General features: G+C 38.8%; 22 protein-coding genes. 13 read left to right on the top strand and 9 right to left on the bottom strand.

The genetic code is table 11. From position 1 onward, the window contains the following. Positions 1-5: 5 nt before the first annotated feature. Positions 6-1,346, top strand: coding sequence for an ATP-binding protein (locus ACFILW_RS00475; RefSeq protein ID WP_375622250.1), 1,341 nt, complete (start codon positions 6-8; stop codon positions 1,344-1,346). A 45-nt stretch (positions 1,347-1,391) separates the two neighbouring features. Here the strand turns inward: ACFILW_RS00475 and ACFILW_RS00470 are convergent, their stop codons facing one another. Together ACFILW_RS00470 and ACFILW_RS00465 are read right to left on the bottom strand one after the other, a co-directional pair. Continuing rightward, positions 1,392-1,892: a YbjN domain-containing protein gene (locus ACFILW_RS00470; RefSeq protein WP_375622251.1), complete on the bottom strand. Its 501-nt coding sequence runs from the start codon at positions 1,890-1,892 to the stop codon at positions 1,392-1,394. A 379-nt stretch (positions 1,893-2,271) separates the two neighbouring features. Continuing rightward, entirely contained in the window at positions 2,272-2,541 is a 270-nt protein-coding gene (locus ACFILW_RS00465; protein ID WP_375622252.1) for an accessory factor UbiK family protein, read from the bottom strand. A gap of 305 nt (positions 2,542-2,846) precedes the next feature. On the opposite strand from ACFILW_RS00465, the gene lgt reads away from it, so the two are divergent. From lgt to ACFILW_RS00445, 4 genes are all read left to right on the top strand, one after another. Continuing rightward, complete coding sequence (gene lgt / locus ACFILW_RS00460; RefSeq protein ID WP_375622253.1) at positions 2,847-3,725, top strand: prolipoprotein diacylglyceryl transferase; 879 nt, start codon at positions 2,847-2,849, stop codon at positions 3,723-3,725. Continuing rightward, entirely contained in the window at positions 3,700-4,779 is a 1,080-nt protein-coding gene (locus ACFILW_RS00455) for a class I SAM-dependent methyltransferase (RefSeq protein WP_375684939.1), read from the top strand. The genes lgt and ACFILW_RS00455 overlap by 26 nt, the downstream gene beginning before the upstream one ends. Before the next feature lie 102 nt (positions 4,780-4,881). After that, on the top strand, positions 4,882-5,673 hold the full coding sequence (pgeF, locus tag ACFILW_RS00450) for a peptidoglycan editing factor PgeF (protein WP_375684911.1): 792 nt from the start codon (positions 4,882-4,884) through the stop codon (positions 5,671-5,673). A 474-nt stretch (positions 5,674-6,147) separates the two neighbouring features. Further along, positions 6,148-7,080, top strand: a complete 933-nt coding sequence (locus ACFILW_RS00445; protein ID WP_273791232.1) for a ribose-phosphate pyrophosphokinase — start codon at positions 6,148-6,150, stop codon at positions 7,078-7,080. Here ACFILW_RS00445 and ACFILW_RS00440 read toward each other — a convergent pair. Next, entirely contained in the window at positions 7,077-8,576 is a 1,500-nt protein-coding gene (locus ACFILW_RS00440; RefSeq protein WP_375684910.1) for a helicase HerA domain-containing protein, read from the bottom strand. The two genes, ACFILW_RS00445 and ACFILW_RS00440, sit on opposite strands and share 4 nt — an antisense overlap. Before the next feature lie 292 nt (positions 8,577-8,868). On the opposite strand from ACFILW_RS00440, the gene ACFILW_RS00435 reads away from it, so the two are divergent. Together ACFILW_RS00435 and pth are read left to right on the top strand one after the other, a co-directional pair. Next, a complete protein-coding gene (locus ACFILW_RS00435; RefSeq protein WP_375684909.1) occupies positions 8,869-9,498 on the top strand; it encodes a 50S ribosomal protein L25/general stress protein Ctc in 630 nt (209 codons plus the stop codon). Positions 9,499-9,574: 76 nt separating this feature from the next. Continuing rightward, on the top strand, positions 9,575-10,156 hold the full coding sequence (pth, locus tag ACFILW_RS00430; RefSeq protein ID WP_375681750.1) for an aminoacyl-tRNA hydrolase: 582 nt from the start codon (positions 9,575-9,577) through the stop codon (positions 10,154-10,156). Between the two features lie 241 nt (positions 10,157-10,397). Here the strand turns inward: pth and ACFILW_RS00425 are convergent, their stop codons facing one another. Beyond that, positions 10,398-11,141 (bottom strand): L,D-transpeptidase, encoded by a 744-nt coding sequence (locus ACFILW_RS00425; protein ID WP_375684908.1) that lies wholly within the window; start codon positions 11,139-11,141, stop codon positions 10,398-10,400. 266 nt (positions 11,142-11,407) lie between these two features. On the opposite strand from ACFILW_RS00425, the gene ychF reads away from it, so the two are divergent. Further along, positions 11,408-12,511 carry a redox-regulated ATPase YchF gene (gene ychF / locus ACFILW_RS00420; RefSeq protein ID WP_375684907.1) on the top strand — a complete coding sequence of 368 codons (1,104 nt, stop codon included), beginning with the start codon at positions 11,408-11,410 and terminating at the stop codon, positions 12,509-12,511. 158 nt (positions 12,512-12,669) lie between these two features. On the opposite strand, the gene ACFILW_RS00415 is transcribed toward ychF, so the two are convergent. From ACFILW_RS00415 to petA, 4 genes are all read right to left on the bottom strand, one after another. Beyond that, entirely contained in the window at positions 12,670-13,110 is a 441-nt protein-coding gene (locus ACFILW_RS00415; RefSeq protein WP_375665364.1) for a PRC-barrel domain-containing protein, read from the bottom strand. Positions 13,111-13,220: 110 nt separating this feature from the next. Then, positions 13,221-14,117 carry a cytochrome c1 gene (locus ACFILW_RS00410; protein WP_375684906.1) on the bottom strand — a complete coding sequence of 299 codons (897 nt, stop codon included), beginning with the start codon at positions 14,115-14,117 and terminating at the stop codon, positions 13,221-13,223. After that, on the bottom strand, positions 14,111-15,364 hold the full coding sequence (locus ACFILW_RS00405; RefSeq protein ID WP_375622262.1) for a cytochrome bc complex cytochrome b subunit: 1,254 nt from the start codon (positions 15,362-15,364) through the stop codon (positions 14,111-14,113). Before ACFILW_RS00405 ends, ACFILW_RS00410 begins: the two co-directional genes overlap by 7 nt. Before the next feature lie 4 nt (positions 15,365-15,368). Further along, positions 15,369-15,917, bottom strand: a complete 549-nt coding sequence (petA, locus tag ACFILW_RS00400; protein ID WP_375622263.1) for a ubiquinol-cytochrome c reductase iron-sulfur subunit — start codon at positions 15,915-15,917, stop codon at positions 15,369-15,371. Positions 15,918-16,640: 723 nt separating this feature from the next. Here petA and ACFILW_RS00395 point away from each other — a divergent pair. Further along, positions 16,641-17,117 (top strand): tRNA (cytidine(34)-2'-O)-methyltransferase, encoded by a 477-nt coding sequence (locus ACFILW_RS00395; RefSeq protein ID WP_375612986.1) that lies wholly within the window; start codon positions 16,641-16,643, stop codon positions 17,115-17,117. 791 nt (positions 17,118-17,908) lie between these two features. Here ACFILW_RS00395 and ACFILW_RS00390 read toward each other — a convergent pair. Beyond that, the gene (locus ACFILW_RS00390) at positions 17,909-19,162 is read right to left on the bottom strand and encodes a CCA tRNA nucleotidyltransferase (protein WP_375622264.1); all 1,254 of its coding nucleotides are present in this window, start codon (positions 19,160-19,162) and stop codon (positions 17,909-17,911) included. Positions 19,163-19,409: 247 nt separating this feature from the next. Between ACFILW_RS00390 and ACFILW_RS00385 the strand changes: the two genes are divergently transcribed. Genes ACFILW_RS00385 through ACFILW_RS00370 form a run of 4 tightly spaced genes read left to right on the top strand, consistent with a single transcriptional unit; the run spans position 19,410 to position 26,241 of the window. Next, positions 19,410-20,441: an AAA family ATPase gene (locus tag ACFILW_RS00385; protein ID WP_375622265.1), complete on the top strand. Its 1,032-nt coding sequence runs from the start codon at positions 19,410-19,412 to the stop codon at positions 20,439-20,441. Then, positions 20,442-21,353: a DUF58 domain-containing protein gene (locus ACFILW_RS00380; protein ID WP_375622266.1), complete on the top strand. Its 912-nt coding sequence runs from the start codon at positions 20,442-20,444 to the stop codon at positions 21,351-21,353. Further along, entirely contained in the window at positions 21,350-24,148 is a 2,799-nt protein-coding gene (locus ACFILW_RS00375) for a DUF4159 domain-containing protein (RefSeq protein WP_375684905.1), read from the top strand. The genes ACFILW_RS00380 and ACFILW_RS00375 overlap by 4 nt, the downstream gene beginning before the upstream one ends. Then, the gene (locus tag ACFILW_RS00370; RefSeq protein WP_375684904.1) at positions 24,145-26,241 is read left to right on the top strand and encodes a glutamine amidotransferase; all 2,097 of its coding nucleotides are present in this window, start codon (positions 24,145-24,147) and stop codon (positions 26,239-26,241) included. The genes ACFILW_RS00375 and ACFILW_RS00370 overlap by 4 nt, the downstream gene beginning before the upstream one ends. Positions 26,242-26,244 lie beyond the last annotated feature (3 nt).

Here is a 26,244-nt window from a genome sequence, read left to right as displayed (position 1 = left end):
GCACAATGTTCAAACCTTTAAGATTTTTTTTTCGATGGCTAACGAAAAAGATGCCTAAACGGCTTTATGCTCGTTCTTTGATCATTATTATTGCTCCCATGGTGCTTCTGCAAACGGTCATTGCTTACGTCTTTATGGAACGTCATTGGCAAATGGTAACCGAGCGTCTTTCAACGGCTGTCGTGCATGATATTTCAGCCATTATTGATATTCTTGAAACATATCCACAACAAGATAACTATGAAGATATCAAGCGTATTGCACAACAACGTATGGGATTAAACATTTCTATTTTATCTCCTGCCCCCTTACCCCCACCAGGACCTAAGCCATTTTTTGCAATTCTTGATTATTTTCTAAGTGAAGAAATCACCCGCCAAATTAACCGTCCCTTCTGGATCGATACTGTAGGAGATTCTGATCTTGTTGAAATCCGCATCCACCTTGGTCACAATATCTTACGCGTCTTTGCTCCACGCAGCCAAGCTTATGCTTCCAATACTGCTATTTTTTTAAGCTGGATGGTAGGAACAGCTCTTGTTTTATTGCTGATAGCAATTTACTTTTTGCGCAATCAAATCAAACCGATTCAACAATTGGCTGAAGCAGCAGAAAGCTTTGGACGCGGTCGTCCTTTACCAAAAGGATTTCAACCACAAGGAGCTGATGAAGTTCGTCGTGCAGGCATCGCTTTTGTACGCATGCGTGAACGTATTGAACGCCAAATTGAGCAACGTACCATGATGCTCTCAGGAGTAAGTCATGATTTAAGAACCATTCTTACACGCTTTAAACTTCAGCTAGCATTAGCAAATACTGACTTTGATATTAAACCGCTTGAGCAAGATGTAAGTGACATGCAAAATATGTTAGAAGATTATCTTGCTTTTGCTCGTGGTGAAGGAAGTGAAAGTGTCAAAACTTTTGATTTAAATGCTCTTATGCAAAAATTCTCCGCCGATGCTCATCTTCACAAACGTCAATTTTCTTACACTATTGAAGGTCCTACAGAAATACAAGTACGTCCCCGTGCTTTCACACGCTTAGTCAGCAATCTTGTATCAAATGCATTTTGTTACGGTACGACCGTTAAACTAACCGCTAACTCTCAACTAGAATCTTTTATATTGATAATCGATGATAATGGACCTGGAATTCATGAAAATATGCGCACAGAAGTTTTTAAGCCATTCTTTCGACTTGATAAAGCGCGAAATCAAGATGCAAGTGGAACAGGACTTGGTCTTTCTATTGCCCAAGACATAGCACGCAGCCACGGTGGCAACATACAATTAGATGAGAGCCCTCTAGGGGGGGTGCGCGCTATTCTTGATATCCCCCTATGAGTAATATTTCAGCAAACCGTCTGTAAAAATAACAGACTGTATATTTTAGGCATTCCCTACAGTTTCAAACAAAGTGTACTGTAGTGCCTTGTAAGCACTTTCTCCCGACAAAGCAACCATCTGAAATGCAACATAATGGCTTTCACAGACTTTAAGTGCATGTATCAACAATGTTTCAACCTGTATATGAGATGGATGCATCCCACCAGCCAAAAGAAGACCTTGTCGATAAATAACTGAATTATTCCTTTGCCAGTAATCAAAATGTCCCAACAACAACTTTTCATTAATTGCTAGCAATAAGCGCTGTATTTCAGCTGTTTGAGCATTTTTTATAGAAAGATCAAACGAACAAGCTAAATGAAGTGCTTCATGCTCTTCCATCCATGAAAAAGCAAGACGATAGTTTGCACGTTTTCCTTCCACACAAACGCTAATTTCATCTTGTGCATCCCGCTCAAATGACCAATCATATTCACAGGCAATCTGTTCGATAAAGTCAACAGGGTGCTCTTTTCTTTCTGTGGCGCAAAATGCAAGCCTCATCACAATCCTCAATCATCTTTAAACATTGTCAACAGAATATAAACCATCTAAACTGTAACAATATTTTGCTACAATCAGAACCTTTACACCAAACAAATACACATAAAAACATCGACAGTACACAAACACCCAGAACACAATCGCGCTGTTTAGGGCAACCTGATAATCATAAAACGAATCATCAAGTCTTTTCAGTGTATTGATACAATTTCATAGCGCCAGCCCCCCTGATTCAAAAAAATGTATTTTACCCCCAAAAAAATCAAAAATAAACAAATGCTCCGCTCTAACAGACTCAAGATTAAGCATTTTTTAGTTTCACGCATCATATTGAAAAATTGGGGATATTTTTTGAAGATTCTTTTTTTAAGAAACTATTTTACTTTTTTGTGTCTGCGTTTTTTAAATCATCTTTTTTTAAATCATCAAGGCGCCTTTTCAAATCAGCATTATCAGCATGGATTTTCAGCACCATCTCCTTAAAAGTCTCAAACTCTTCGCGAGAAACAAGATCAAGTTTGTTTGCTATCTTTTCAGCCTGCACACGAAAAGCTGTTCCAGCTTCACGTCGTATGCCTTGCGCAACGTCAGCAGCATCCGTTGCTAATTTTGCTAATTCATCAAAAATACGGTTTGATCCATTACGCATAACATTTTTCCTTAAATTTTAATTATTGACGCACGCATTATAGCGTATTCTCATAACATTTAGATACTGTAATTTGTTCCTTTTACTCTATATTTTACATACTATGTAGACTTTTCATAACGATTTTGTTTAAGAGTTTTTAATACTCCTTTTATCACCATATTTTTTTTACCGCGATAAATCAGTGGAAATCTATCACCCTTTCTGTCTAGCCTCCCTACTGACTTGACCATTGTGCATTCATCTGTCATTTCTGATCATCAGAGTCACTTCATATTCATCTCATAATGTAAGATGCTTAACTCATGAACAATTTGTCTTGTCCAGCCATTGCTTTTCCGTCTTTTCTTGATCCTGTCATTATCCAGCTAGGTCCTATAACACTTCATTGGTATGGACTTGGTTACGTGCTGGGTATTCTTTTTGCTTGGTGGTATGCGCAAAATTTATTAAAAAAAACATCTCTATGGTATAGAAACCACCCTCCTATGGATAAAGAGAAGATCGGAGATTTTGTTGTCTGGTCTGCCATAAGTGTTGTTGTTGGAGGACGTTTAGGACAAGTTCTTGTATGGGATCCCATTTACTATTTTAACCATCCAAGTGCTATCATTGCCGTATGGGATGGGGGAATGTCCTTTCATGGCGGACTTATTGGTATTATCATTGCTATGATCTGGTTTGCCCGTAAAAATCATATTAACATACGAGCCATGTTTGATATCATTGCTGCAGGTGCTCCTATTGGTATCGGCATTGTACGAATTTGCAACTTCATCAACCAAGAGTTATGGGGCAATATTACTACACATCCTTGGGCTGTTTGTTTTCCTCTCGATCCTTACTATTTACCGCGCCATCCAAGTCAACTTTATGAAGCATTTATGGAAGGATTTCTTCTCTTCATCATCCTGTGTCTTCTTATTTTTTGGTTCAAAGCATTAAAACGTCCCGGTACTGTATCAGGGATATTTATTATAGGCTATGCAATAGCACGCAGCATTTCTGAAATTTACCGTGCTCCTCAAGAAGATCCAGAATGGTTTTCCACACTTTTCCATTCTACTGGTTTTACTTATGGCATGGCTTTATCTCTTCCCATGTTTCTTTTAGGGGGATATCTTCTTCTCCATGCCTTTAAATATAAATCGACAGAAAATGGCCAGTCTCAAAGAAAAAATTAAAGAAATTATTGCCCTTAATGGACCAATCACTGTTAGCCAATATATGACGTTGGCGCTCACCGATCCTCAATTTGGTTATTATCAAACACAAACACCTTTTGGACGTACTGGTGATTTCATTACAGCACCTGAAATAAGCCAACTATTTGGAGAGATGATTGGCATTTGGACTCTTGCAAGCTGGAAAGCTCAAGGTTGTCCTTATCCTTTTATTCTCGCTGAAATAGGTCCAGGACGTGGAACTTTGATGGATGACATTTTGCGAACTATCCAAAAGCTCTCTCAAACGGCATTTAATGCTGCTGAAATTTTTCTGATAGAAATAAGCAAAAAACTTGCAAAAGAACAAAAAAAACGCCTTTGCTCTTATCAAAAACAAATCCATAGCATTGAAAATTTTAATCAAATTCCTTCAAAACCTCTCTTCCTCATTGCTAATGAATTTCTCGATACACTCCCTATCAACCAATATATTAAAGTCAATGGAGAATGGAAAGAGCGCTGCATTACAGTCAATCAAAATGGAGATTTCATCTTTATTGCTGCCCCACATAGACTTCCCTCTTCTTGTCTACAAACCTATTGTTCTAAAGTGCCTGACGGAACAATTTTTGAACATGCCCCCTTACGACATCAGTTCATGAAACAAATCAGCCACCATTTAGTGCAAGTAACAGGTTCTGCTTTACTTATCGACTATGGTGCTTGTGATCTTGCTTTTGGTGATACGCTGCAAGCTCTCTCAAAACATAGATTTCGTGATGTTTTCGATGCCCCTGGTGAACATGACTTAACATCCCATGTTGATTTTTCTTTTTTAAAAACCATCGCTCTTGAACAGGGCTGTTTTGCTGAAATCTTCGAGCAAGGAGAATTTCTTTTTAAAATGGGGCTATTGGAGCGCGCAAAACAGCTTGGAGTGGGAAAAAGCACTCCTTTGCAAGATAAAATCCGCCAAGACATCGAACGGCTCGCTGGTCCAGATCAGATGGGAAAATTATTTAAAGTTTTACATTTCAGTGATAAAAACATCTCCATCCCTCCCCAATTATGATGATCAACGCTTTTGTCAATAAGCACATCATTATCTGAAATATTCATTGACAAATATGAACATCTCCATCCTCATTTCAAATAATCTCCATAAGGAACTTTTATGAAATCTATCCCTCATCCCATTCTTGCAAAAAATCTTTCTACTTTACACAGCCATGGGATAAAACATGGATTTTTTACACGTCAAGGTGGTGTTTCAAAAAATCTTTATCATAGTCTTAATGTTGGGAAAGGTTCAAATGATCAACCTGAACATATCGTACAGAATCGTCTTTTGATCGCCAATTATTTTTCTATTGAGGCGAAAAATTTAGTCACAGTCAATCAAATACACTCCTGTAACATTGTCGTAGCTCATCAAGCAACTATCGGTACCCCTCCTCAAGCTGATGCTCTAGTTACGACCACCCCAGAACTCGTTATTGGGGTTCTTACAGCAGATTGCGGCCCCATTCTGTTTGCTGATCCACAAGCTGGAGTCATCGCTGCAACTCATGCTGGCTGGCGTGGAAGCTTAAATGGAATTATCGAGAAAACAATTGCTGTTATGGAAAAACAAGGAGCCAAAAGACAATCAATAACAGCAGTCCTTGGACCTTGTATTGGTCCATGCCACTACGAAGTAACAAGTGAATTTTACGACCAATTTATGGAGAGCCATAGCAAATTTCAAAAATATTTTTTAAAAACAGAAAAAGTCAATCATTTTCGCTTTAATCTATGGGCATTTATTATAAACAAACTCAAAGAAGCAGGCGTTAATGCTTCTTGTGTAGAGCTTTGTACCTATCAAGATGAACAGCGTTTTTTCTCCTATCGCCGTGCAATTCACCGCAACGAACCCGATTACGGACGGCAAATTTCCGCTATTATGCTGAAAAACAAAAGATGAGCCCCTTTTATACTTGGAACAATACCAAAACTGCAAAACTAAACTTTTTATCCAAATGTAAAAATAAATCCCATTGTACTTTTCTTTTTTCACGAAATTATCTAGCAGCCCATAAAATATGATTGCCTTCGCTATGATCATTTCCAATGTTTGGTTATAATGATTGAAAGCAAGATTATACTTCATTTTATTACTCCCCTTCATTCATCTTCAATATGAAACATTCTCCATATTGAAAATATTTTTTATAAAGTAATAACCAAAAAGCTTAATCTATATGTATTGCTTTGCCACATGGAGAAAAAACTTTGCTCTAACAGTAATAAACTTTTGGAAAAAGAAACAACATACCGCATAGCTCTTTAACAATAATCGATAAAATTGTAAGGCTTTTGTAATTGTTCTCTTGCAATTTAATAAAAAGAAATTAAAAACCGTGTCGCATTCCCACCATGATGATTCAGAGGTTCTACTATGAAACTTTTCTGCGGAAATTCTAATCCACGCCTTGCTGAAGATGTTGCAAATTATTTGAATATCCCCTTAGGCAAAGCAACTGTAAAACGCTTTGCTGATCAAGAAATTTTCGTAGAACTGCATGAAAATGTACGTGGACAAGATGTTTTTGTTTTGCAATCTACATCCTATCCCGCAAATGATCATTTGATGGAATTGCTCATCATGATTGATGCCCTTCGTCGTTCTTCTGCGCGTCGTATTACAGCTGTTATCCCCTATTTTGGCTATGCCCGCCAAGATAGAAAACCAGGACCACGAACTCCCATTTCTGCAAAACTTGTTGCCAATCTCATTACTGAAGCAGGAGCCCATCGTGTTTTAACATTGGACCTTCATGCAGGACAAATTCAAGGTTTTTTTGATATCCCTACAGATAATCTCTATGCTGTCCCTGTCATTTCTCGCGATGTCAAAGTGCATTATTCTCTTGAAAATGTTATTGTTGTTTCACCTGATGTGGGTGGTGTGGTTCGCGCGCGCGCGCTCGCCAAGCGCTTGAACAGTTTGCTCGCTATTGTGGATAAACGTCGCGAAAGCCCCGGTGAATCAGAAGTTATGAATATCATTGGAGATGTATCGGGAAAAGATTGCCTTTTGCTTGATGATATTGTTGATTCAGGTGGAACTTTATGCAATGCAGCAAGTGCTCTGCTTAAACATGGTGCCAATAGTGTCACGGCTTATATCACGCACGGTGTTCTTTCTGGTAATGCAATCGAACGAATTGCCAATTCAGAGATGAAAGAATTGGTTATTACAGATTCAATTATGCCAACACAAGCTATTGAGAAAACCCATAATATTCGTGTTTTGCCCATTGCCGACCTTATTGGAGAAGCAATAGCAAGGACAGCAGCAGAACAATCGGTTTCCAGCTTATTTGGTTAAAGTGGTTCCTTGGGGTCTCCCGGTGCTGTTTCAACACCAAGATCAGGAAATGCAACAATACGTTGACCACTAAAATGCGTGTGAATAACAATAAGTCCACGCTCTTCAAAGTAGGTTAAAAGTCGGCGTGCACGGCTTAAAGAATGAGTCCCATAAAGACGTGCTAAAAATGCATCAGATGGACAGGGCTTTCCCCCTAATGCGGCCTGTGCCACGTTCAAGAAGACTCCTTGAACATCTTCTTCCAAACTTTCTGATATCTGCAAAATATGTTTCCAATGTTCACTGACAGCCGTTTGTTCATCAACAAAAGCCTGAGCAATAGCCAACTTACGCCGAAATTGTGAAAGATTAAAAGGAACCTTTGACATACCATGGATACGACAACGAACTGAAAAATCTTGATAAAGCACCGCTGTTGAACGATAAAAAGCCTCAGAATCCTCAAGAATTTCCCGAATAATATGTTCTGCTTGGCCGTCACGCTCAACATCAGAAAGTTCAGGAAATAAACTCAGGTTTTCTTCCAACAGCTCTTGTTTTTTATGCACGACCTCCTCTAATATCTCGTGCATTGATTTTTCCCTCATCGGCTCTCGTGTTTGTTTAAATGGCGTTAAAATTTCCTCTGGTGAAGCAGTAAAAACGAGCTCTTGCACATCATCGCGCTCTGTTGGAAGTGGCATTAATTTAGGACTAGAAGAGCGTGCCAAAGTTTCAACAGAACCGATAATGATTGGTAAGGGACGTCGTGATAAAGCAGGGCCTAAAGCTATAAAATTTCCCCGTTCAAGATCTCTAAACATTTCCGCTTGGCGACGCTCCATTCCCAAAAGATCAGCAGCGCGCACCATATCAATATCTAAAAAAGTCCGCCCTATTAAAAAGTTTGAAGCTTCAGCAGCAACATTTTTGGCAAGCTTAGCCAAACGTTGTGTCGCAATAACACCAGCAAGACCACGTTTACGTCCTCGACACATAAGATTGGTCATAGCGCTCAAAGAAATTTTACGCGCTTCATCAGAAACTTCTCCTGCTGCAGTTGGAGCAAACAATTGTGCTTCATCGACAACGATAAGCATAGGATACCAATAATCACGTTCCACATCAAAAAGTGCCCCAAGGAAAGCCCCTACAGCACGCATCTGTTGTTCAGTATCCAAACCTTCAAGATTAAATACCACTGAAACCCGATGTTGTCGAATGCGATGGGCAATACGAGTCAACTCTAATTCACTACGTTGAGCCTCTACAATAACATGACCAAATTTATCTGCCAAAGTTACAAAATCGCCTTCTGGATCAATTACACAATGCTGCACCCACTTAGCACTTTGCTCCAAAAGACGGCGTAAAAGATGTGATTTCCCTGAACCGGAATTACCTTGTACAAGAAGACGTGTCGCCAATAATTCTTCTAAGTCAAGAAGTGCTGGCATCGATTTATGCAAAGCACGACTTTCTGACATCTCACCCAAGGCAATCTCAACCTTCATAACATCTCCAGTGTTTGATTTTGAACATATCAGTGCCAGCACATATTGGTTGATTCTCCATCCACACCGCAATTTGTAACATTTCCTCCTTTTTAACGGTAGAAATCATCGATTTTTCCCACAACTCTTGCATCTATGAATAGTTTGAACTATAGAACAAACTTCTGCGTAGACACCCTTGGAGGCAACGTAGAATGGAGTGATCGCTGTTGGTTAGCGCATATCTTCATATCCATGCAAAAACTGTTACTGTTTTTGAAGGATCTCCAATCATGTAAAAAGGACTTAAATTATGAGTAAAAGCTACACTCTTAAGGCCGAAAAACGCGAGCGGGTTGGTAAGGGGTCCTCCCGTGAACTTCGCCGCAACGGTCTTATTCCTGCTGTCATTTATGGTGAAAAACAACCACCCTTGGCAATAACAGTTCCCTATAAAAAAATTTTCTACAAAATTCATGCCGGTGGCTTTCGTACCACCATTGCAACGATTATTCTTGACAAGCAAAAAATTATGGTTTTGCCAAAAGATTATCAATTAGATCCCGTGCGTGACTTTCCCCTCCATGTAGACTTTTTACGCATTTCAGCAAAATCCGTTGTAGAAGTGAATATTCCTGTCCACTTCCTCAATGAAGATACGGCACCTGGACTTAAAAAGGGTGGTGTCCTCAATATTGTTCGGCACGAAATTGAATGTACAGCTCCAGCAAGTGCTATTCCTGAAGCTATTGAAATTGATCTCTCCAGCTACTCTATTGGTGATTCTATTCACATTTCAGCAGTGCAACTGCCAAAAGATGTGACTCCCATCATCCAAGATCGAGACTTTACCATTGCAACCATTGCAGCTCCTGCTGGCATGGATGTCAGCGATGAAACTTCGGAACAAGAAAATGATGAAGAAGACACACAAACTTCATAAAACTCAAAAGGCGGGAATTTTTTCCGCCTTAATTTATGAGACATTACCCTTACTCATACTTTGACTGAAGATACACATGTGGCTTATTGCTGGTCTTGGCAATCCTGGTTTACAATATCAAAATAACCGCCATAATATCGGTTTTATGGCTGTTGATGCCATTTATCAGTCCTTCTCTTTTTCTCCATGGTCAAAGAAGTTTCAAGCAGAAATCTCCAATGGTTTCATAAATAATGAGAAAATTTTTCTTATAAAACCACAAACTTTCATGAATCTTTCTGGTCAAGCTATCGGTGAGGCTTTGCGATTTTATAAATTAGATTTAAAGAATTTGATCATCATTTATGATGAGTTAGACCTGTCACCAGGAAAAGTTCGTATAAAAATTGGTGGAGGAAATAATGGGCATAATGGCATTAAGTCTATTGATGCCCATTGTGGTACTGACTATTGTCGTATACGCATAGGAATTGGTCATCCTGGAAGCAAAGAACTTGTTCATCAACATGTCTTGGGAAATTTTACCAAATCTGATCAAGAATGGTTATCCCCTCTCTTAGAGACAATTGCAAAAAATATCGCTCTCCTTATAAAAGATGATAAATCCCTCTTTATGAATGAAGTTTCACAAACGATAAAACACAATCAGAACCATTAGCTTGCGTGCCCCTGTCGCGTGAAGAATATGGATAAGAACTCTTAAAAAAGAAAAAAATCCTCTTATAAACTTTCTCAAAGACAAAATCTGTTGGCAACGTGAGAAGCTAGAAAATAGAATCAAAATACAAGCTTGTATACACTTTTGAAAAAGAAAGGCTTATCTTCTCTTTTAAGAAAAAGAGAAGATTGAACAGAAAACCAAAATACTTAAATGGCTCTCTCCAATCTTCTCCCCCAAATTAAAAAAAATCATTTGGCTGAATGGTCGACTGTAGCGGATCATAGCCATTTGATTGTTGACTATAAACTGTAGGAATACTCCTATTGTTTTGCAATACCACAACACGCGAACCAACGGGAACACGATCATAAAGATCGATAATATCTTGATTAAGCAAACGAATGCACCCACTTGAAATAGCACGCCCAATTGACCACGATTCGTGTGAACCATGAATACGGAAAAGTGTATCTTTCCCATTTTTGAACAAATAAAGTGCCCGCGCACCTAATGGATTATCGGGTCCTGGTGGCATTCCTTTCCCAAGATGACCATAACGTTCTGGTTCTCGAGCCATCATAGCTGCAGTAGGAGCCCAATTTGGCCACCGACGCTTGCGCTGTATAACCCCCTCACCTTCAAATGCTAGGCCTTCTTTACCGACCCCAATCCCATAACGCAAAGCTTTTCCATTTTCACCAATAAGGTAAAGAAAACACTCTTGCGTATCTACAACCAATGTCCCAGGCGCATAAGATGTATAATAAATCACTTCTTGTCGCCAATATTTTGGATCAATTGTCGCAAGATCAACAGCAGGTAACGAATAGGTCTCATTCGTTACAGGACCATACAAAGCCTGTATTTCTGGTGGAATGTATCGAACTTGTTGAAAAGAAACCGATGACATATCTGACTGATGTGTAGCACATCCAGCCAAAGCCAAAAGTGCTGCAATTAAAAAGGCATAACGAGATAACACTCTTCTATTTTCTCCGATTAATTATTTATGCAGATTTGCATACCATGAAAAACTTAGCACAATATTAACATTAATTCGAAGTTTTCTTATCCTTGTAACTAAGGAGAACAATAAGGTAAGAAGAACTAAGGTAAAAAAAGCAGATACCTGCTACTTTATACTTTTTTCTCACTTATCGCAAGGCAAGGACTATAACTCTTCTGAAAATATGCTATAAAAAGGAAGCTTTATCTTGACCATAAAATTAATAGAAAAGAAAGACTCTCATGGGCTTTAAATGCGGTATTGTCGGATTACCTAATGTTGGGAAATCAACTCTTTTTAATGCATTAACAAAAACAGCCTCGGCACAGGCTGCCAATTATCCTTTTTGTACTATTGAACCCAATACCGGTGAAGTTGCTGTTCCAGATTTACGAATGGAAAAAATTGCATCAATCGCTGGTTCAAAAGAAATGATTCCTACACGCATTAATTTCGTCGATATTGCGGGACTTGTGCGAGGAGCTTCAAAAGGCGAAGGTTTAGGAAACAAGTTTTTAGCCAATATTCGCGAAGTCGATGCTATTGTCCACGTTTTACGCTGTTTTCAAAATGAAGATATTACCCATGTAGAGGGACGTATTGATCCTGTTTGTGATGCGACAACGGTTGAAACCGAACTCATGCTTGCGGATCTTGAAAGTCTTGAGAGACGAATCATACAAATCCGTAAACGAGCAACCGGAAAAGACAAAGAAGCTCTCACAATTTTACCTATTATGGAAAAAGCATTAAACATACTGCAACAGGGAACCCCTGTCCGGTTATTACTCAAAGATATTTCTTCCGATGAACACCACATTCTTAAGAGTTTGAATCTTTTAACCTCCAAGCCTGTACTTTATGTTTGTAATGTAAGCGAAAATGACGCCGCTCGTGGAAATAGCTTTACCCAAACAGTTGAAAAAATGGCAACAGAGCAAAATGCGCAAAGCATTATCATTTCTGCTTCTATCGAAGCGGAAATCACACAACTGAGTGATGCTGAAGCATCAGAATATCTCAATGCTTTAGGACTCTTTGAACCGAGTCTCTATCGCCTCATTCGCGCTGGTTACCATTTACTTGATCTCATTACTTACTTCACCTGTGGGCCTAAGGAAACACGAGCATGGACAATTACGCGTGGTACAAAAGCTCCCCAAGCAGCTGGCGTTATTCACTCAGATTTTGAGCGCGGTTTCATTCGTGCCCAAACCATCAGCTACAATGACTATATTGCTCTGGGTGGAGAAAGCGGTGCAAAAGAAGCAGGAAAAGCCCGTGATGAAGGAAAAGAATACATTGTGCAAGATGGCGATGTCATGTTATTTAAACATAATACTTAAATCTTCACTCTGTCTTAATAATTTATCTTGAAAACTTTGAAATAGCTCCTTGGAATCTTGTCGCAAAAGCTCTCAAGAGTTTTTGGAACAAAAAAGCTGTTGCTAGCATATTATTATGATAGCAACAGCTTGATCCCTTAAAGAATAGAAAGATAGAATTAGTGTGCCCAACGCCCTTCGTATTTAAATGTTGGAGCATCCTTTAAAGAATCTTTTGTCGCATTTGTAATGAGTTTCCATTTACCATAATCATTTGTCATCTGGATTGTTTCTGGAGAAACGACCACATAACTCTCGCCTATGCCAAGAAAACCACCAACAGCAATAACAAATCCTGCAATATTATTTTCACGTAAAATAATATCTTTTACTTCACCAATATTTTCATCTTCTATATTATATACATTGGCGCCTATAAGACTGGAAGCAACAAAATCCGTTGCTAAAGGTGTCACATAACGCACAGACTTATCTATCCCCACCTGCACAATACCCGTCGAAGAGATCATTTCAGGTTTTGAAGGCACTTCAAAAGACTGAGCATAAGTACTAGAAACCATCAAAATTGACATAAGAGTAGTACATGCAATTTTTTTCATTTTAACATCTCCATTTTTACTTTGCTTTTACTTTATAAAACCTCAATGCATCATAAAAAGATTTGTTCCTTATGCTCTTTATACTCTATACTCTTTCGAGCCTTGTCGCTTTACCCTTTTCTCTTTATTTCGTCTTTTGTTTCTTTCTCTAACTCTTCTTCTAAACCACACCAAATACGATTTTTTAAAATATAAACAAGCCCTGCAAAAATGATTAAAAATAAAATAACACGAAAACCGGTTTTTTTACGAATTTCCATATGAGGATCTGCAGCCCACATCAAAAAAGCAGAAACATCGCGCGCATAATGTTCAATAATTTCTGGAGTTCCATCTTCATAAGCAACCATACCATCACTCAAAGGAGGAGCCATCGTTAAAGAATTACCGGCAATAAAATAAGGATTATACCAATAACCATTCGCAATTTTTATCTCCTTCGGTGCCTTCTGATATCCTGTTAAAAGAGCTGTAATATAATCTGGACCAGCTGTATCATAATGAGTTAATACATCCGTAATTAAAGCAGGAAACGGCAAAGATACCCCACGTGCACGTGCCATCAATGACAAATCTGGAGGATAAGCATTATTCAAAATAAATCTTGCTTCTTCTTCATACGCAAAGGGAGAAGGAAAATAATCCGTTGCAACCCCAGCACGTTTAAAAAATTTTCCTTCTCGATTAGGGCCATCGCGCACTTCATATTGCCCCGCCAAAGCTTTGATCTGTTCTTGATCATACCCAAGAGCTTTTAAATTGCGAAAAGCCACATATTTTAGCCCATGGCAGCTGGAACAAACTTGTTTATAAACCTTTAATCCGCGCCTCAATTGCGCCTTATCATAAAACCCAAATGGACCTGAAAAACTCCATTCTTGTTTTTTAGGAACTTGTAAAGGAAAAGAAATAAATCCCTCTTCCTGATCAGAGTCATCACTCGCTAAACTCTGAGCAGAAAAGCTCATAGCAACAATAAAAATCAGTCCGACAAAAACATTTACCATAGTCTCTTTTTCTGTTTTAAATCTTGCATAATTGAAGAAGGAAGAGAACAATTTTTTTCAAACGCTGGCAAAATCGGCAAAATAACCAAAAAAAATATAAAATAATAAACAGTAGCCAATTGTGTCCATAAAAGAATTTTATCACTTATTTCTCTTGACCCCAACCAACCAAGAAAAACGACATCAATAACCAACGCCCAAAAGAAAATTTTATAAACAGGTCGATATCTTGCTGAACATATTTTAGAGCGGTCTAACCATGGCACAAAAATTAAAATGCAAATCGAACTGACGAATAAAACAAAGCCAACAAAGTTTGAAGAGAAAATACCAATATCAAAGGTTATAGCACGAAGCATCGCATAAAAAGGCAAAAAATACCATTCTGGAACCACACGAAGAGGTACCTTTAAAGGATCTGCCACACTATAATTTTCAGCCTGCCCCATATAATCGGGCATATAAAACAAAAACCAGGCAAAGAAGATCAGAAAAACAGTAATAGCAAAAATATCTTTGATAAGCGCATAAGGCGAAAATGGAACTGTTTCCTTATCTGATTGTATAGCAAGACCCGTTGGATTACCTTGCCCAACACAATGAATTGCCCAAATATGCAGCCCCACAAAAAGAAGCAAAATAAATGATAAAACATAATGGAAAACATAAAAACGATTCAACGTTGGTTGTCCTACGACATAACCACCCAGAAGTGTCTCATGCAACCATGTCCCCACCAAAGGTATCGTTTTAAAAAGCCCTGCAATCACTGAAGCCGCTGAAATAGACATCATCCCCCAAACAAGCACATAACCAAAAAATGCTATTGCCATCATGATGATATAAATAAAAATACCTGTAACCCATACCATTTCTCGCATATTTTTATAAGAACCATAATAAAGTCCACGTGCTAAATGGATATAAACGGCAATAAAAAAAAACGAAGAGCCTACACAATGCCATGGACGAAAAAGCCAACCAAACTGCCCTTCACGCCGAAATCGTTCACTGGTTTCAAAAGCCAAATGAATATCCGGAACATAATGCATAGCCAAGACAATACCAGTCAAGAGCTGTGATAAAAGCATAATGGTTAAAATACCGCCAAATGTGTAAAAGTAATTAAGATTACGCGGAACAGGAAAAATCACAAATGCATTATAAAAAAAACGAGGAAGAGGAAAACGCTTATCAAACCAACGGGCAAGAGCACTTTTAGGACAATAAGGAGGAAACCTTACCATGACTTTATCCTATTTTGAGTAAAGTATCAGAAAGAAATTGGTAAGGTGGAATAGTCAAATTATAGTTAGCTGGGCCTGACCGCACTCTTCCAGCGGTATCATAAACAGACCCATGACAGGGACACAACCATCCTCCAAATTTACCCGATTGCCCAAGTGTTACACAGCCTAGATGCGTACAAAGATTAATAACAATCAGCCAATTTTCACGTCCTTTACCTGCTGAACGCGCAAAATCTGTTGCTTCTTTTTCACCCTCAAGATTAGGATTGCGCGCTTGACGATCTTTTAGAAGTCTCAATTCAGTAGCGCGCGCATCAGCAATTTCTTTTGCCGTACGATTTCGAATAACAACAGGCTGTCCTCGCCACTTTACCGTCACCGACATCCCCTCTTCAATACCAGAAAGATCAACTTCAACAGAGGAAGATGCCAAAACAGCTTCATCTGGACGCAACTGACGGATAAAAGGCCACGCAACCGCTCCCATTCCAACTGCTCCTGCAACAGCTGTTACCAAAAACAGAAAATCCCGCCTCGTTTGCTCACCCATGGACTTAACTTAAAGAGACACTTTGCTAAAACATTTTTTTACCATACCCTCTCCCATTGTACAATGCTTGATCACTCAGTTACCTCAACCATAAAAACATCCCCGTAAAAAACTCCTGCCATTTGTATGGTTTATACAAAAACTGTTTTATAATGATAATTCATCGTTTTACAGAGTGAATGAAATCCTGAAACACCGTAAGTTTCTTTCATTTCAAACCTATTCATATTAACCAATCAAAATTACTCCCCCACCCGTGAAAATCAGAAATAGCATGTAAATAAACCCTTCTAAAGAAAGAAACATTGTCGTTATGACCATATCTCAGTAAATAAGTTGAGCTTATCAGTTATTTCTTTAACACATTTACAGCATCTCTCCCTTCCTCAATTCCAACTGGTTGCATGAGCATTTTTTTTGCTTCTGTTTTTGCATAAAAAGCATATTTTGTTGATTTTAATTAAAATGGATGATCTAGCCTCATTAAATACCCCACTTTTCAACATAATGAGCCAATCCATTTCATGGATCGCTCAATAAAAGGAAGTCTCTAATAGGGAGCTTCTCTCTGATCCCAAACAGACCTGTATACATAACTTTTTCCCTGAAATTTAAAGGGAATAAAAATTAACCGTAAAAAACATGTATTTCTCAAAGCATATTTTTCGAATAAATTGTGGTGCTTCTTTACAAAGTCGAAAGAAAAATCATATTACAGAGAACATGACACTTCATATAGCTCTTTTCCAACCTGATATTGCTGGTAATACTGGAACGATTTTACGTCTTAGCGCTTGCTTTGGTTTACATGTGCACATTATTGAACCTGCAGGCTTTAATCTGTCGGATCGTAATCTCAAACGCGCAGGATTGGATTATCTCGAATACGCTTCCTTAGAACGACACATTGATTGGCAACATTTTATAAGCTCCATGAAACACTTTAACCGCCGCCTGTTGCTTTTAAGTACAAAAGCAAAAACATGCTATACGCAGATATGCTATCAAAGAAATGATGTTTTACTTTTTGGTCGCGAAACAGCTGGCGTTCCCGATTATGTTCATGAAGCGGCCGATTACACATTGAAAATTCCCATGCAACCACAGGCACGCTCTCTAAATCTCGCCATGAGCGTAGCCATAACAACAGGAGAAGCATTACGCCAAATTGGTTATCATGAAAGAAACTGTAATCTATAAAAACACAACAATTCCATTAAAATATTTAATATAATGCTAAAAAAGCATGAACTATAGTTTTTTAATAAATAAAAAGGTATTTTGTATAGAATATTACAAATAATTAAAAGCGCATACTTTTTAATTATACTTTTAAAATGGATTACAGAACACCTCTAAAAGCCCATAAGTTATCTCGAAGAAAAATATATGACACATAAATAATATTTAGAGCTTATAACACCTGTCATTTCCCAATCATCAAATTCTGATAAAATAAACTAAAATAATACTGCTCAAAAAATAATAAAAACGCTTTAATACTGTCACTTCTCTCACAAAGTACAAAATGCCATTGTGTTGCTCCTTTATACACTCGATTTAAATAAACAGTTCTTAAAATAAACAGTTCTTAATGCCCGTCACATCCACCTACCCTACCAACTGTGAATGATATAGTCTCCCCCTCGTGCATAATATAAAATCCCTTGAGCATCTCCCCTCTTTATACTCATATAAAGTGCAAACCGCTATCACTATTCTCCTTATTCGTTTTCACTTTTAAGAATCCTTATCTTTGAGATGGTTTATAAAAGGCATTTTTCTTTCCTGTAATCGTTTTTACTCATACAAATTCCCCCGTTCGTGACACATAAGACAATAATTTTGATTGATGTAATATGCACAAGCTTGAAATAAGATAACCTCACAATATTCAGAGCTCTTATTTCACATGAATAATGATGAATTATTCTTAAATTAATATGTTGACTTAAAAAGTAAAAACAATAGTGGGGCTATAAACAGCAATATTATAAATCAATTGTTTCTAATAATGCATGACGATCCATTAAAAATCCGCTTTCAACCCATATCATTTCTAGCTCTTTAAGCTTTTTTCCTAAAAGTACACCTTTCGTAAAACCTTTCCTTATTAAATCGTTACCATTAATAGGAAAAGTTGGAATCTGCCATTTTTGGGCAAGTTGATAAAGCTTGACATAACCATCTGCTTTTTGCAAAGCATCACTTTTTTCCAAATGATCAAGATGTGATGCAGCGACAGACAACGATAATTGATCTAAAACTGGCTGTCGTCCATGAAAATAAATCAGTTTTTGCACAAAATGATCAGAACAGTTTTGGTTTATTATTTCTAACTCTGCCCATTCCTTTAATCGCATTGTTTCCTTATGGGAAAAACGCAAGCGCTGTGCCATTTCATGAAGACGTATGGGGTCAGGAGGAAGAAGGCTTTCTAGCCGTAACAATGAATCAACTTTCCAACCAAGAGTTTGTTCTGTCTTCACCAATGCGTGAATTGCATCAATGCCCCATCGTTCTGTTTCAGGAAAAATGAATGCCAAAATTCTGCTTTGTCGCATCCATAAAAGAGCACGCGTTGGATCAGAAGCGGCAAGAAGCTTTTTCATTTCTGCCCAAATACGCTCAGAGGAAAGTTTTTTTAAACCGTGTTTTAAACGAACACATGCCTTCAATCCTTGCACATCAGGTCGCCCCGCTCCATACCACGCAAAAAAGCGAAAAAACCGTAAAATACGCAAATAATCTTCGCAAATACGATCTTCTGCAACCCCAATAAAACGAACTGTTCGGCTAGCAATATCACTCAAACCTCCCACATCATCATAAAGGTTGCCATCAGCATCACAATAAAGTGCGTTTATCGTAAAATCCCGCCGTTCAGCATCTTTTTTCCAATCACGACCAAATGCCACTTTTGCATGACGCCCATCCGTTTCAATATCGCAGCGAAGCGTTGTAACTTCATAAGAACATGAATGAGCAACCACTGTTATCGTACCAAAAGCAATCCCTGTAGGAATAGCTTTAAATCCTGCTTTTTCTACACGTGCGATAATCTGTTGCGGCAAGCAGGTTGTGGCAATATCAATATCACTAATAGGCTGCCCTAGCAGTTGATTGCGTACTGCTCCCCCTACAATACGCGCCTCTTCCCCCTCCAAAGACAAAACGCGAAGAAGTGTCTGAATATCACTTTGTTGTAACCACGCAACCTGTTTGAAGTTCTGTCTTATATTCACCCTTTAACCTTTCAAAAAAGTTGTCTTCATTTCTTTAAAGAACTCTCTTCATAAAACAAAATTTTTAAGACATCCCTTATAAAACACGCCTATTTCTTCCAAAGAAACTGTTCTCTTCTATACACGAATATAAAAAAAACGGCATATGATACTTCATTTCTTCTCATTTTCTGTTACAAACAATAAGATATCCATTATCATGCAGAGAAAATTACTATTTTTGCGACAAACACCTTAAGGAAGAAATATGAGTCAACATGATACGTCACCCAATTCTGTGAAAAAGGTTAACACCAATCATGAGGCCCAAGTAATTATTGATGATATTGATACAGCCCATAAAGAATTGGATATTCTGCAACAAGAAATTGACAAAGTTATTTTTGGACAAAGTCATGTAATTGAATATGCTTTAGTCGCTATTTTTGCTGGTGGTCATGCGCTTCTTGTCGGTGCTCCAGGACTTGCTAAAACACGTCTTGTTGAAACACTGGGAACAGTCTTAGGGCTTGATGAAAAACGCATCCAATTTACCCCTGACTTAATGCCATCGGACATTATTGGTTCTGAAATTATGGATTCCGATAAAGATGGTAAACGTTCTTTTCGCTACGTTCAAGGTCCTATTTTCACGCAACTTCTCATGGCTGATGAAATCAATCGTGCCTCTCCACGGACACAATCAGCTCTTTTACAAGCTATGCAAGAATATCATGTTACCGTTGCAGGTACCCGTTATGATTTACCACAACCTTTTCATGTTCTTGCAACGCAAAATCCTCTCGAACAAGAAGGAACCTATCCACTTCCTGAAGCACAATTGGATAGATTTTTGATGCAAATCGATATTGACTATCCTGATCTTACAACAGAGCGGCGGATCATTTTAGAAACAACAAAAGAAAAAAAATCAAATGCAAAACCAATTTTATCCGCCCTAAAATTGCAAAAAATTCAAAATATTGTTCGCAAAATGCCCCTTTCAGAAAATGTTGTCGAGGCTATTTTAAAAATTGTCCGATCAGCGCGCCCTCATAAAGACAATGGCCTTGCCAATACTTATGTTTCTTGGGGACCTGGTCCACGAGCATCACAAGCCCTTTCACTTTGTGTTCGCGCTCGTGCTCTTTATTATGGACGCTTAGCCCCTTCACTTGATGATGTTGAAGCATTGGCCTATCCCGTATTACAACACCGCATGGCTCTTAATTTTTCTGCCCGTGCTGAAGATATAACCGTAAAAGATATTATCAATAACCTTGTGAAAGATGCTCTTTGAATGGCACTTGGTAAAAAAGTTTTACAAAAGCCTCCATTGTCGCTGGCAGCTAAGCTGCATAAGGATATTGGCAAAATGCCCTGTCTCCTTCTACAAGCACGTCATATCGCCAATACACTGATAACCGGATGGCATGGACAACGTAAACGTGGTAATGGAGAAAATTTTTGGCAATTTCGACCTTATGTTAAAGGAGAATCTATTACCCGCATTGACTGGCGTCGCTCAGCACGGGATGAAAATACGTATCTACGCGAGCACGAATGGCAAATGGCACAAACCGTTTGGCTTTGGCCTGATCAGAGCGCATCGATGCATTATTGTTCACGCTTTTCTAAAATCTCTAAAGGCAATCATGCCATCATTCTTACCCTTGCCTTGGCATCACTTCTTGCACGCAGCGGCGAACACATTGCTATTCCAAACTTAATGCCCCCCACAATGGCATCCAATGTCGTAGAACGAATAGCCTTTGCTTTAGAAAATCATTCAGATAAAAATTCATTTCCCGATTTTTCAACAATTACACGCTTTTCACATGCTATTATAATAAGCGATTTTCTTGACCATCCTGAAAAAATCATCCAACATTTAACCGTCTTATCTACAAAAAAAGTGACAGCTCATTTAATTGAGATTGCTGATCCTGCAGAAGAAAATTTTCCCTATGCAGGTCGTACAGAATTTTTTGATCCTGAAACAAAAGAGAAACATGTTTCCACTAAAGCAGAAAACCTTCGTAACAGCTATTGTAAGCTGTATCAAGCACGGCGGCAAGAATTGGCAAATTTTTGCGCACGCCAAGGATGGTCTTATCACGTTAGTACAACAGATCAACCTTTAACAGAGATCATTTTTCATCTTGCAAATACAATGAGCGACTCTCCATTGCAAAAAAGGAGGGCGCTTTGAGTTTTGCTGCTCCCTTTCTGTTACTAGGGCTTTTGTTCCTACCGGTTATTTGGTGGCTGTTGCGGATAACTCCTCCATCTCCGCGTAAAGAGCTTTTTCCTCCTTTACGCTTCTTACCCAAACCAACTCATCAGCAGGAAACCGCACAACATACACCTTGGTGGTTTCTCTTGTTGCGTTTAACCATAGCGGCACTTGTTATCATAGCTCTAGCACGACCCACTTGGAATCAAAAACCAATAAGCTTTTCCGGATCTCAACCCCTTGCACTCATCATTGATAATGGTTGGGCATCTGTAAAAGAATGGAAAAAACGCGTCTCTACCGCTGAAATGCTCCTTGCACAAGCAGAAAAACAGAAAAAAAATATTTATCTTGTTGCAACGGCTGAAAATGATATCTCCAATATAGAGCCCCAACCAGCCAAGATTATAAAACAGCATTTAATGCATTTGCAACCGCGTCCTTGGCCTGTCAACCGTGTGCATGCCTTCAAAAAACTCAGCGAAATAACCAAAGGAAAACCTCTTGATATTGCTTATTTAAGTGATGGATTACGAACAAATGAAGATGAGCAAGCTTTTGCTCATCTTGAAGAATTAAAACCTAGAAACTTCTTGTGGTATTTGACTGATATTTCCAATTTAACCGGCATAACATCCATAGAAAATAACAATGGAAACATGGGCGCGCGTATTATCCGCTCAACAACACACAGTAACACTCCCGCTACACTCAGTCTCTACGATTCAAATAATCAACTTCTCGGACAATTTACGAAAAATTTCTCCGAAGGAGAAACAACAGCTCTTGTTCCTTTTGATGTACCACTTGAACTACGCAATGATATCGCTTGGATAAAAATAAACAATCAAAACCATGCTGCTGCAACCTTCTTGGTAGACAGCCATCACAGGATAAGCCGTGTTGCTCTTCTTTCACCCGATACCAATGAAATGGCACAGCCTTTACTTGCTCCATTTTATTACATTATCAAAGCCTTACAAGGTCATACACAACTTATAACAGCCGGTGGAAGAGAACTTTCAACGGATATTGATCATTTGCTTAAACAAAATCCATCTGTTTTGATTATGGGTGACATTGTTAACATGCCCCCACAAGCAGAAAAAAAACTTTCTGATTTTGTGAATAAAGGAGGAACACTCATCCGTTTTGCAGGAGAAAAACTCAGCAGCGCAGAACATTACGATAACCTTCTTCCGATACCACTGCGCCCAGGTCAACGCTCCCTTGGAAGTATTATGTCTTGGACAAAGCCACAAAAGCTTGCCCCTTTTGCAAAAAATAGCTTTTTCTTTGGTCTTCCTTTTCCAGAAGATGTCACTGTCTCGCGCCAAATCCTCGCAGAACCAACCCCAGATCTTTTTGAAAAAACGTGGCTTAGCCTTTCGGATGGAACCCCTCTTATTACCGCAGCAAAACGTGGTAAAGGAACCCTCATTCTCATTCATGTTGCTCCTGATCCTACATGGTCTAATCTTCCTCTTTCCGGCTTTTTTGCACAAATGTTGCAAAAATTAATCACATTAAGTACCTATGAAAATACAAACCCAACACACAGAGAAAAAAGAACAGTGCTACAAAACCCTTGGCGAACTATAGCCGTTGACGGACAATTACAAGTCCCATCCTCTGATGTTGTTCCACTGGTCTTTGATGCTCAAAATCCACCCCGTCCTTCCTATCATACTCCACCAGGACTTTATGGTGTCAAAAACGATTTTTATGCGCTTAATCTCTTAATTCATTCATCGCGCTTGGTGAAACAATCATCATTGCCACCTTCTCTCAACAAGAGTCCTTTATCTTACGATACAAAAGAAAAAAATCTTACCGGTCCACTTTTAGGATTAGCCATCTTATTATTCGCCTTTGATAATTTTCTCATTTTATGGATGGGAGGTATTTTTTCTTTCAATAAACGGCATAATATGTTTTTCCTCCCTCTCATAATTCTTATTGCCTTGTTTGCATATGCTCCAATTCTTCATGCACAAACGATAGAAAATCATCATGATAGTGTAAAAGCCGCTGGTGCAACACATCTTGCCTACGTTATAACCAACAATCGTGAAATTGATACAACGAGTAAAAGTGGTCTAGAAGCCTTAAGCCAATTTATCGCAGAGCGCACAATGCTTGCCCCTGGCTCTGTTACAGCACTTGATCTCGATAAAGATGAGCTCTCCTTTTATCCTCTTATTTACTGGCCAATTGATGTTAAAAGTCCTATACCAACTCCCACAAGCCTTGAAAAAATAAATAATTTTATGAAACATGGAGGAACAATTTTATTTGACACACGCGATCAGATAAAGAGCAATCTTAATCTTGAAGGAGATGCCACTCCAGAAACGCAAAGATTACGAACCATCTTAAAAGGATTAAACATTCCATCCATTGAGCCAGCATCAACAGATCATGTTGTTGCACGTTCCTTTTATATTATGCCCGATTTTCCTGGTCTCTACCGTGGTTCACCTTTATGGGTTGAATCCTCATCAACGAACAAAAAAAATAAAAACTCTCTTGCCAGTGGTGATAACGTAAGTTCTCTTCTCATCACCGCAAATAACTTTGCCGGTGCTTGGGCACTCGATGAAAAAGGAACATGGAAATATCCCCTTGTTCCCAATGATCCAATGCAACGTCTATGGGCATTTCGCGCAGGTTTAAATATTGTTCTTTATGTGCTTACAGGAAACTATAAAGCGGACCAAGTTCATGTTCCAGCGCTCTTGGAACGCTTTAAAAGAGAAAGAAGGCAATGATACCATTTTTCACTTTTCAGCCTTTCTTACCACTCTTTTGGATTCTGCTCTTAAGCGGAATATCCTTTCTTTTTGTCGTTGTTGGTCTTGTTACGCAACGTCAAGGTTCTTTATTTCGTCTGATAGCATTAAGCGCCCTCATCCTTGCTTTGCTCAATCCAATGATCATAAAAGAACAGCGCGAACCACTGAAAAGCACAGTGGGAATTGTTATTGACCGCAGCAAAAGCCAAACATTTGGAACACGTACAAACGACAGTGATGAAGCGCGTGCGCAATTAACTCAAGCATTGGCGCATTATCCACAATTTGAACCACGTTTTATTAAAGCTGGAAAACTTGCTGATAATCAGTATGCGCCCTCAACGAATTTGTTTGAGGCTTTAACACAAGCAGTATCTGATGTACCGCTCTCTCGTTATGCAGGAACCATTTTTATCACCGATGGACAAGTCCATGACATCCCTGACCTATCAGATCTTCATCATGAAGCACCTCTCAATGCTCTGATTACAGGATACTCAGACGAATTTGATCGTCAAATCAAGTTTATTTCTCCTCCACGCTTTGCCCTTGTCAACAAACCACAAACGCTCTCCATTTTGGTAGAAGATAAAGGCCCCGCCAAAAAAACAATACCACAGAAAGCAAATATTACACTAAGCGTCAATGGACAAGACATTGGCCATTATTCTGTGACTCCTGGCGTGATTTTTCAAACTGAAATTACCCTTCCTCATGCTGAAAAAAATATTATCCAAGTTATAACTGATCCACACAAAGGTGAACTAAGCTTTGAAAACAACCGCGCCATAACAATTATTGAAGGAATCAGAGAAAATTTACGCGTTCTTCTTATTTCAGGTGCTCCTTATAATGGAGAACGAACATGGCGTGACCTTTTGAAAGGTGACTCCAATATTGATCTTGTTCACTTTACTATTTTGCGTCCCCCCACCAAAGCAGATAATACGCCCTCAAGCCAATTATCCCTAGTGGTCTTTCCCACAAGAAAACTCTTTGTTGAAGAAATTAATAACTTTGATCTCATCATCCTTGATGGCTACCAGCACTCTACTGTTCTCCCCTTAATCTATTATGATTATATCGCCCAATATGTACAAAAGGGGGGTGCATTGTTGATGGTAACAGGACCTGAATTTACCCAAAAAAACTCACTTGCGAAAACACCTTTAATAAGCATTCTACCGGCATTGCCCAATGGGACTATTATCGAAAAACCGTTTCGCCCTACATTAACCAAAGAAGGTGAGCGCCATCCTGTTACAAGAGGTCTCGCAACACTTAACCTTCCCGCATCTCAATGGGGACAATGGTTGCGACAAATTGCTATTCAAAACATAAATAACGGAATCGCCCTCATGAAAGGAGCTAATGAACAACCACTTTTAATTCTCTCCCATGTTGATAAAGGGCGTGTAGGCATGTTGCTTTCTGATGAAAGTTGGCTTTGGGCTCGAGGTTTTGAAGGTGGTGGTCCTTATGCTGCTCTTTATCGACGAATTGCCCATTGGCTCATGAAAGAACCAGAACTTGAAGAAGAAAAATTAAGTGCAACCAGCAGCCATCATCATTTAACAATTCGCCGTCAAACTCTAAAAGACCATCCAGAACCCGCTGAAATAATCTTTCCCTCTGGGAAAAAAGAAAATATTACTCTGACCAAAGAGCAAGAAGGCCTTTTTACTGCAACTGTGACCACTGATGAGACAGGAATTTTTACCATTAAAAATGGCGATTTAACAATACTTTCTTCTGTAGGGATGCTCGATAATCTTGAGTTGTTTGACTTGACTTCAACACAAGAAAAACTAGCCCCCATTATTAAGCACACTGGTGGCTACATCAGACGTTTACACCCTGAGGGAAAAGAAAACATTCATCTTCCTCCATTCAAGCTGATTCAATCAAAAATAAGTCCGTCCTCTTCCCCAGCACACTCAATTGTTCTGAAAGAAGCAACAGAAACCCGTTTAATCAATACCTTTTATTTTTCGATATTTTCTGGTTTTTTGGCACTGCTCACCTGTCTTTTACTGTTGAGCAGTATGTGGTATCGTGAAGGACGTTAAAAA

Source organism: Bartonella sp. TT110JLCBS (assembly GCF_042193405.1).
Classification (GTDB): domain Bacteria; phylum Pseudomonadota; class Alphaproteobacteria; order Rhizobiales; family Rhizobiaceae; genus Bartonella.
This window is presented reverse-complemented; position numbering and strand designations above follow the sequence as displayed.

Excerpts from the sequence above, each read along its gene's own strand:
- ACFILW_RS00410 (WP_375684906.1), bottom strand. The coding sequence starts at position 14,117 with ATGGTAAATGTTTTTGTCGGACTGATTTTTATTGTTGCTATGAGCTTT.
- ACFILW_RS00385 (WP_375622265.1), top strand. The coding sequence starts at position 19,410 with ATGAGTCAACATGATACGTCACCCAATTCTGTGAAAAAGGTTAACACC.
- ACFILW_RS00415 (WP_375665364.1), bottom strand. The coding sequence starts at position 13,110 with ATGAAAAAAATTGCATGTACTACTCTTATGTCAATTTTGATGGTTTCT.
- ACFILW_RS00455 (WP_375684939.1), top strand. The coding sequence starts at position 3,700 with ATGGCCAGTCTCAAAGAAAAAATTAAAGAAATTATTGCCCTTAATGGA.
- petA (WP_375622263.1), bottom strand. The coding sequence starts at position 15,917 with ATGGGTGAGCAAACGAGGCGGGATTTTCTGTTTTTGGTAACAGCTGTT.
- ychF (WP_375684907.1), top strand. The coding sequence starts at position 11,408 with ATGGGCTTTAAATGCGGTATTGTCGGATTACCTAATGTTGGGAAATCA.
- ACFILW_RS00380 (WP_375622266.1), top strand. The coding sequence starts at position 20,442 with ATGGCACTTGGTAAAAAAGTTTTACAAAAGCCTCCATTGTCGCTGGCA.
- ACFILW_RS00465 (WP_375622252.1), bottom strand. The coding sequence starts at position 2,541 with ATGCGTAATGGATCAAACCGTATTTTTGATGAATTAGCAAAATTAGCA.
- ACFILW_RS00445 (WP_273791232.1), top strand. The coding sequence starts at position 6,148 with ATGAAACTTTTCTGCGGAAATTCTAATCCACGCCTTGCTGAAGATGTT.
- ACFILW_RS00395 (WP_375612986.1), top strand. The coding sequence starts at position 16,641 with ATGACACTTCATATAGCTCTTTTCCAACCTGATATTGCTGGTAATACT.
- ACFILW_RS00470 (WP_375622251.1), bottom strand. The coding sequence starts at position 1,892 with ATGAGGCTTGCATTTTGCGCCACAGAAAGAAAAGAGCACCCTGTTGAC.
- ACFILW_RS00405 (WP_375622262.1), bottom strand. The coding sequence starts at position 15,364 with ATGGTAAGGTTTCCTCCTTATTGTCCTAAAAGTGCTCTTGCCCGTTGG.
- lgt (WP_375622253.1), top strand. The coding sequence starts at position 2,847 with ATGAACAATTTGTCTTGTCCAGCCATTGCTTTTCCGTCTTTTCTTGAT.
- ACFILW_RS00435 (WP_375684909.1), top strand. The coding sequence starts at position 8,869 with ATGAGTAAAAGCTACACTCTTAAGGCCGAAAAACGCGAGCGGGTTGGT.
- pth (WP_375681750.1), top strand. The coding sequence starts at position 9,575 with ATGTGGCTTATTGCTGGTCTTGGCAATCCTGGTTTACAATATCAAAAT.
- ACFILW_RS00475 (WP_375622250.1), top strand. The coding sequence starts at position 6 with ATGTTCAAACCTTTAAGATTTTTTTTTCGATGGCTAACGAAAAAGATG.
- ACFILW_RS00370 (WP_375684904.1), top strand. The coding sequence starts at position 24,145 with ATGATACCATTTTTCACTTTTCAGCCTTTCTTACCACTCTTTTGGATT.
- pgeF (WP_375684911.1), top strand. The coding sequence starts at position 4,882 with ATGAAATCTATCCCTCATCCCATTCTTGCAAAAAATCTTTCTACTTTA.
- ACFILW_RS00440 (WP_375684910.1), bottom strand. The coding sequence starts at position 8,576 with ATGAAGGTTGAGATTGCCTTGGGTGAGATGTCAGAAAGTCGTGCTTTG.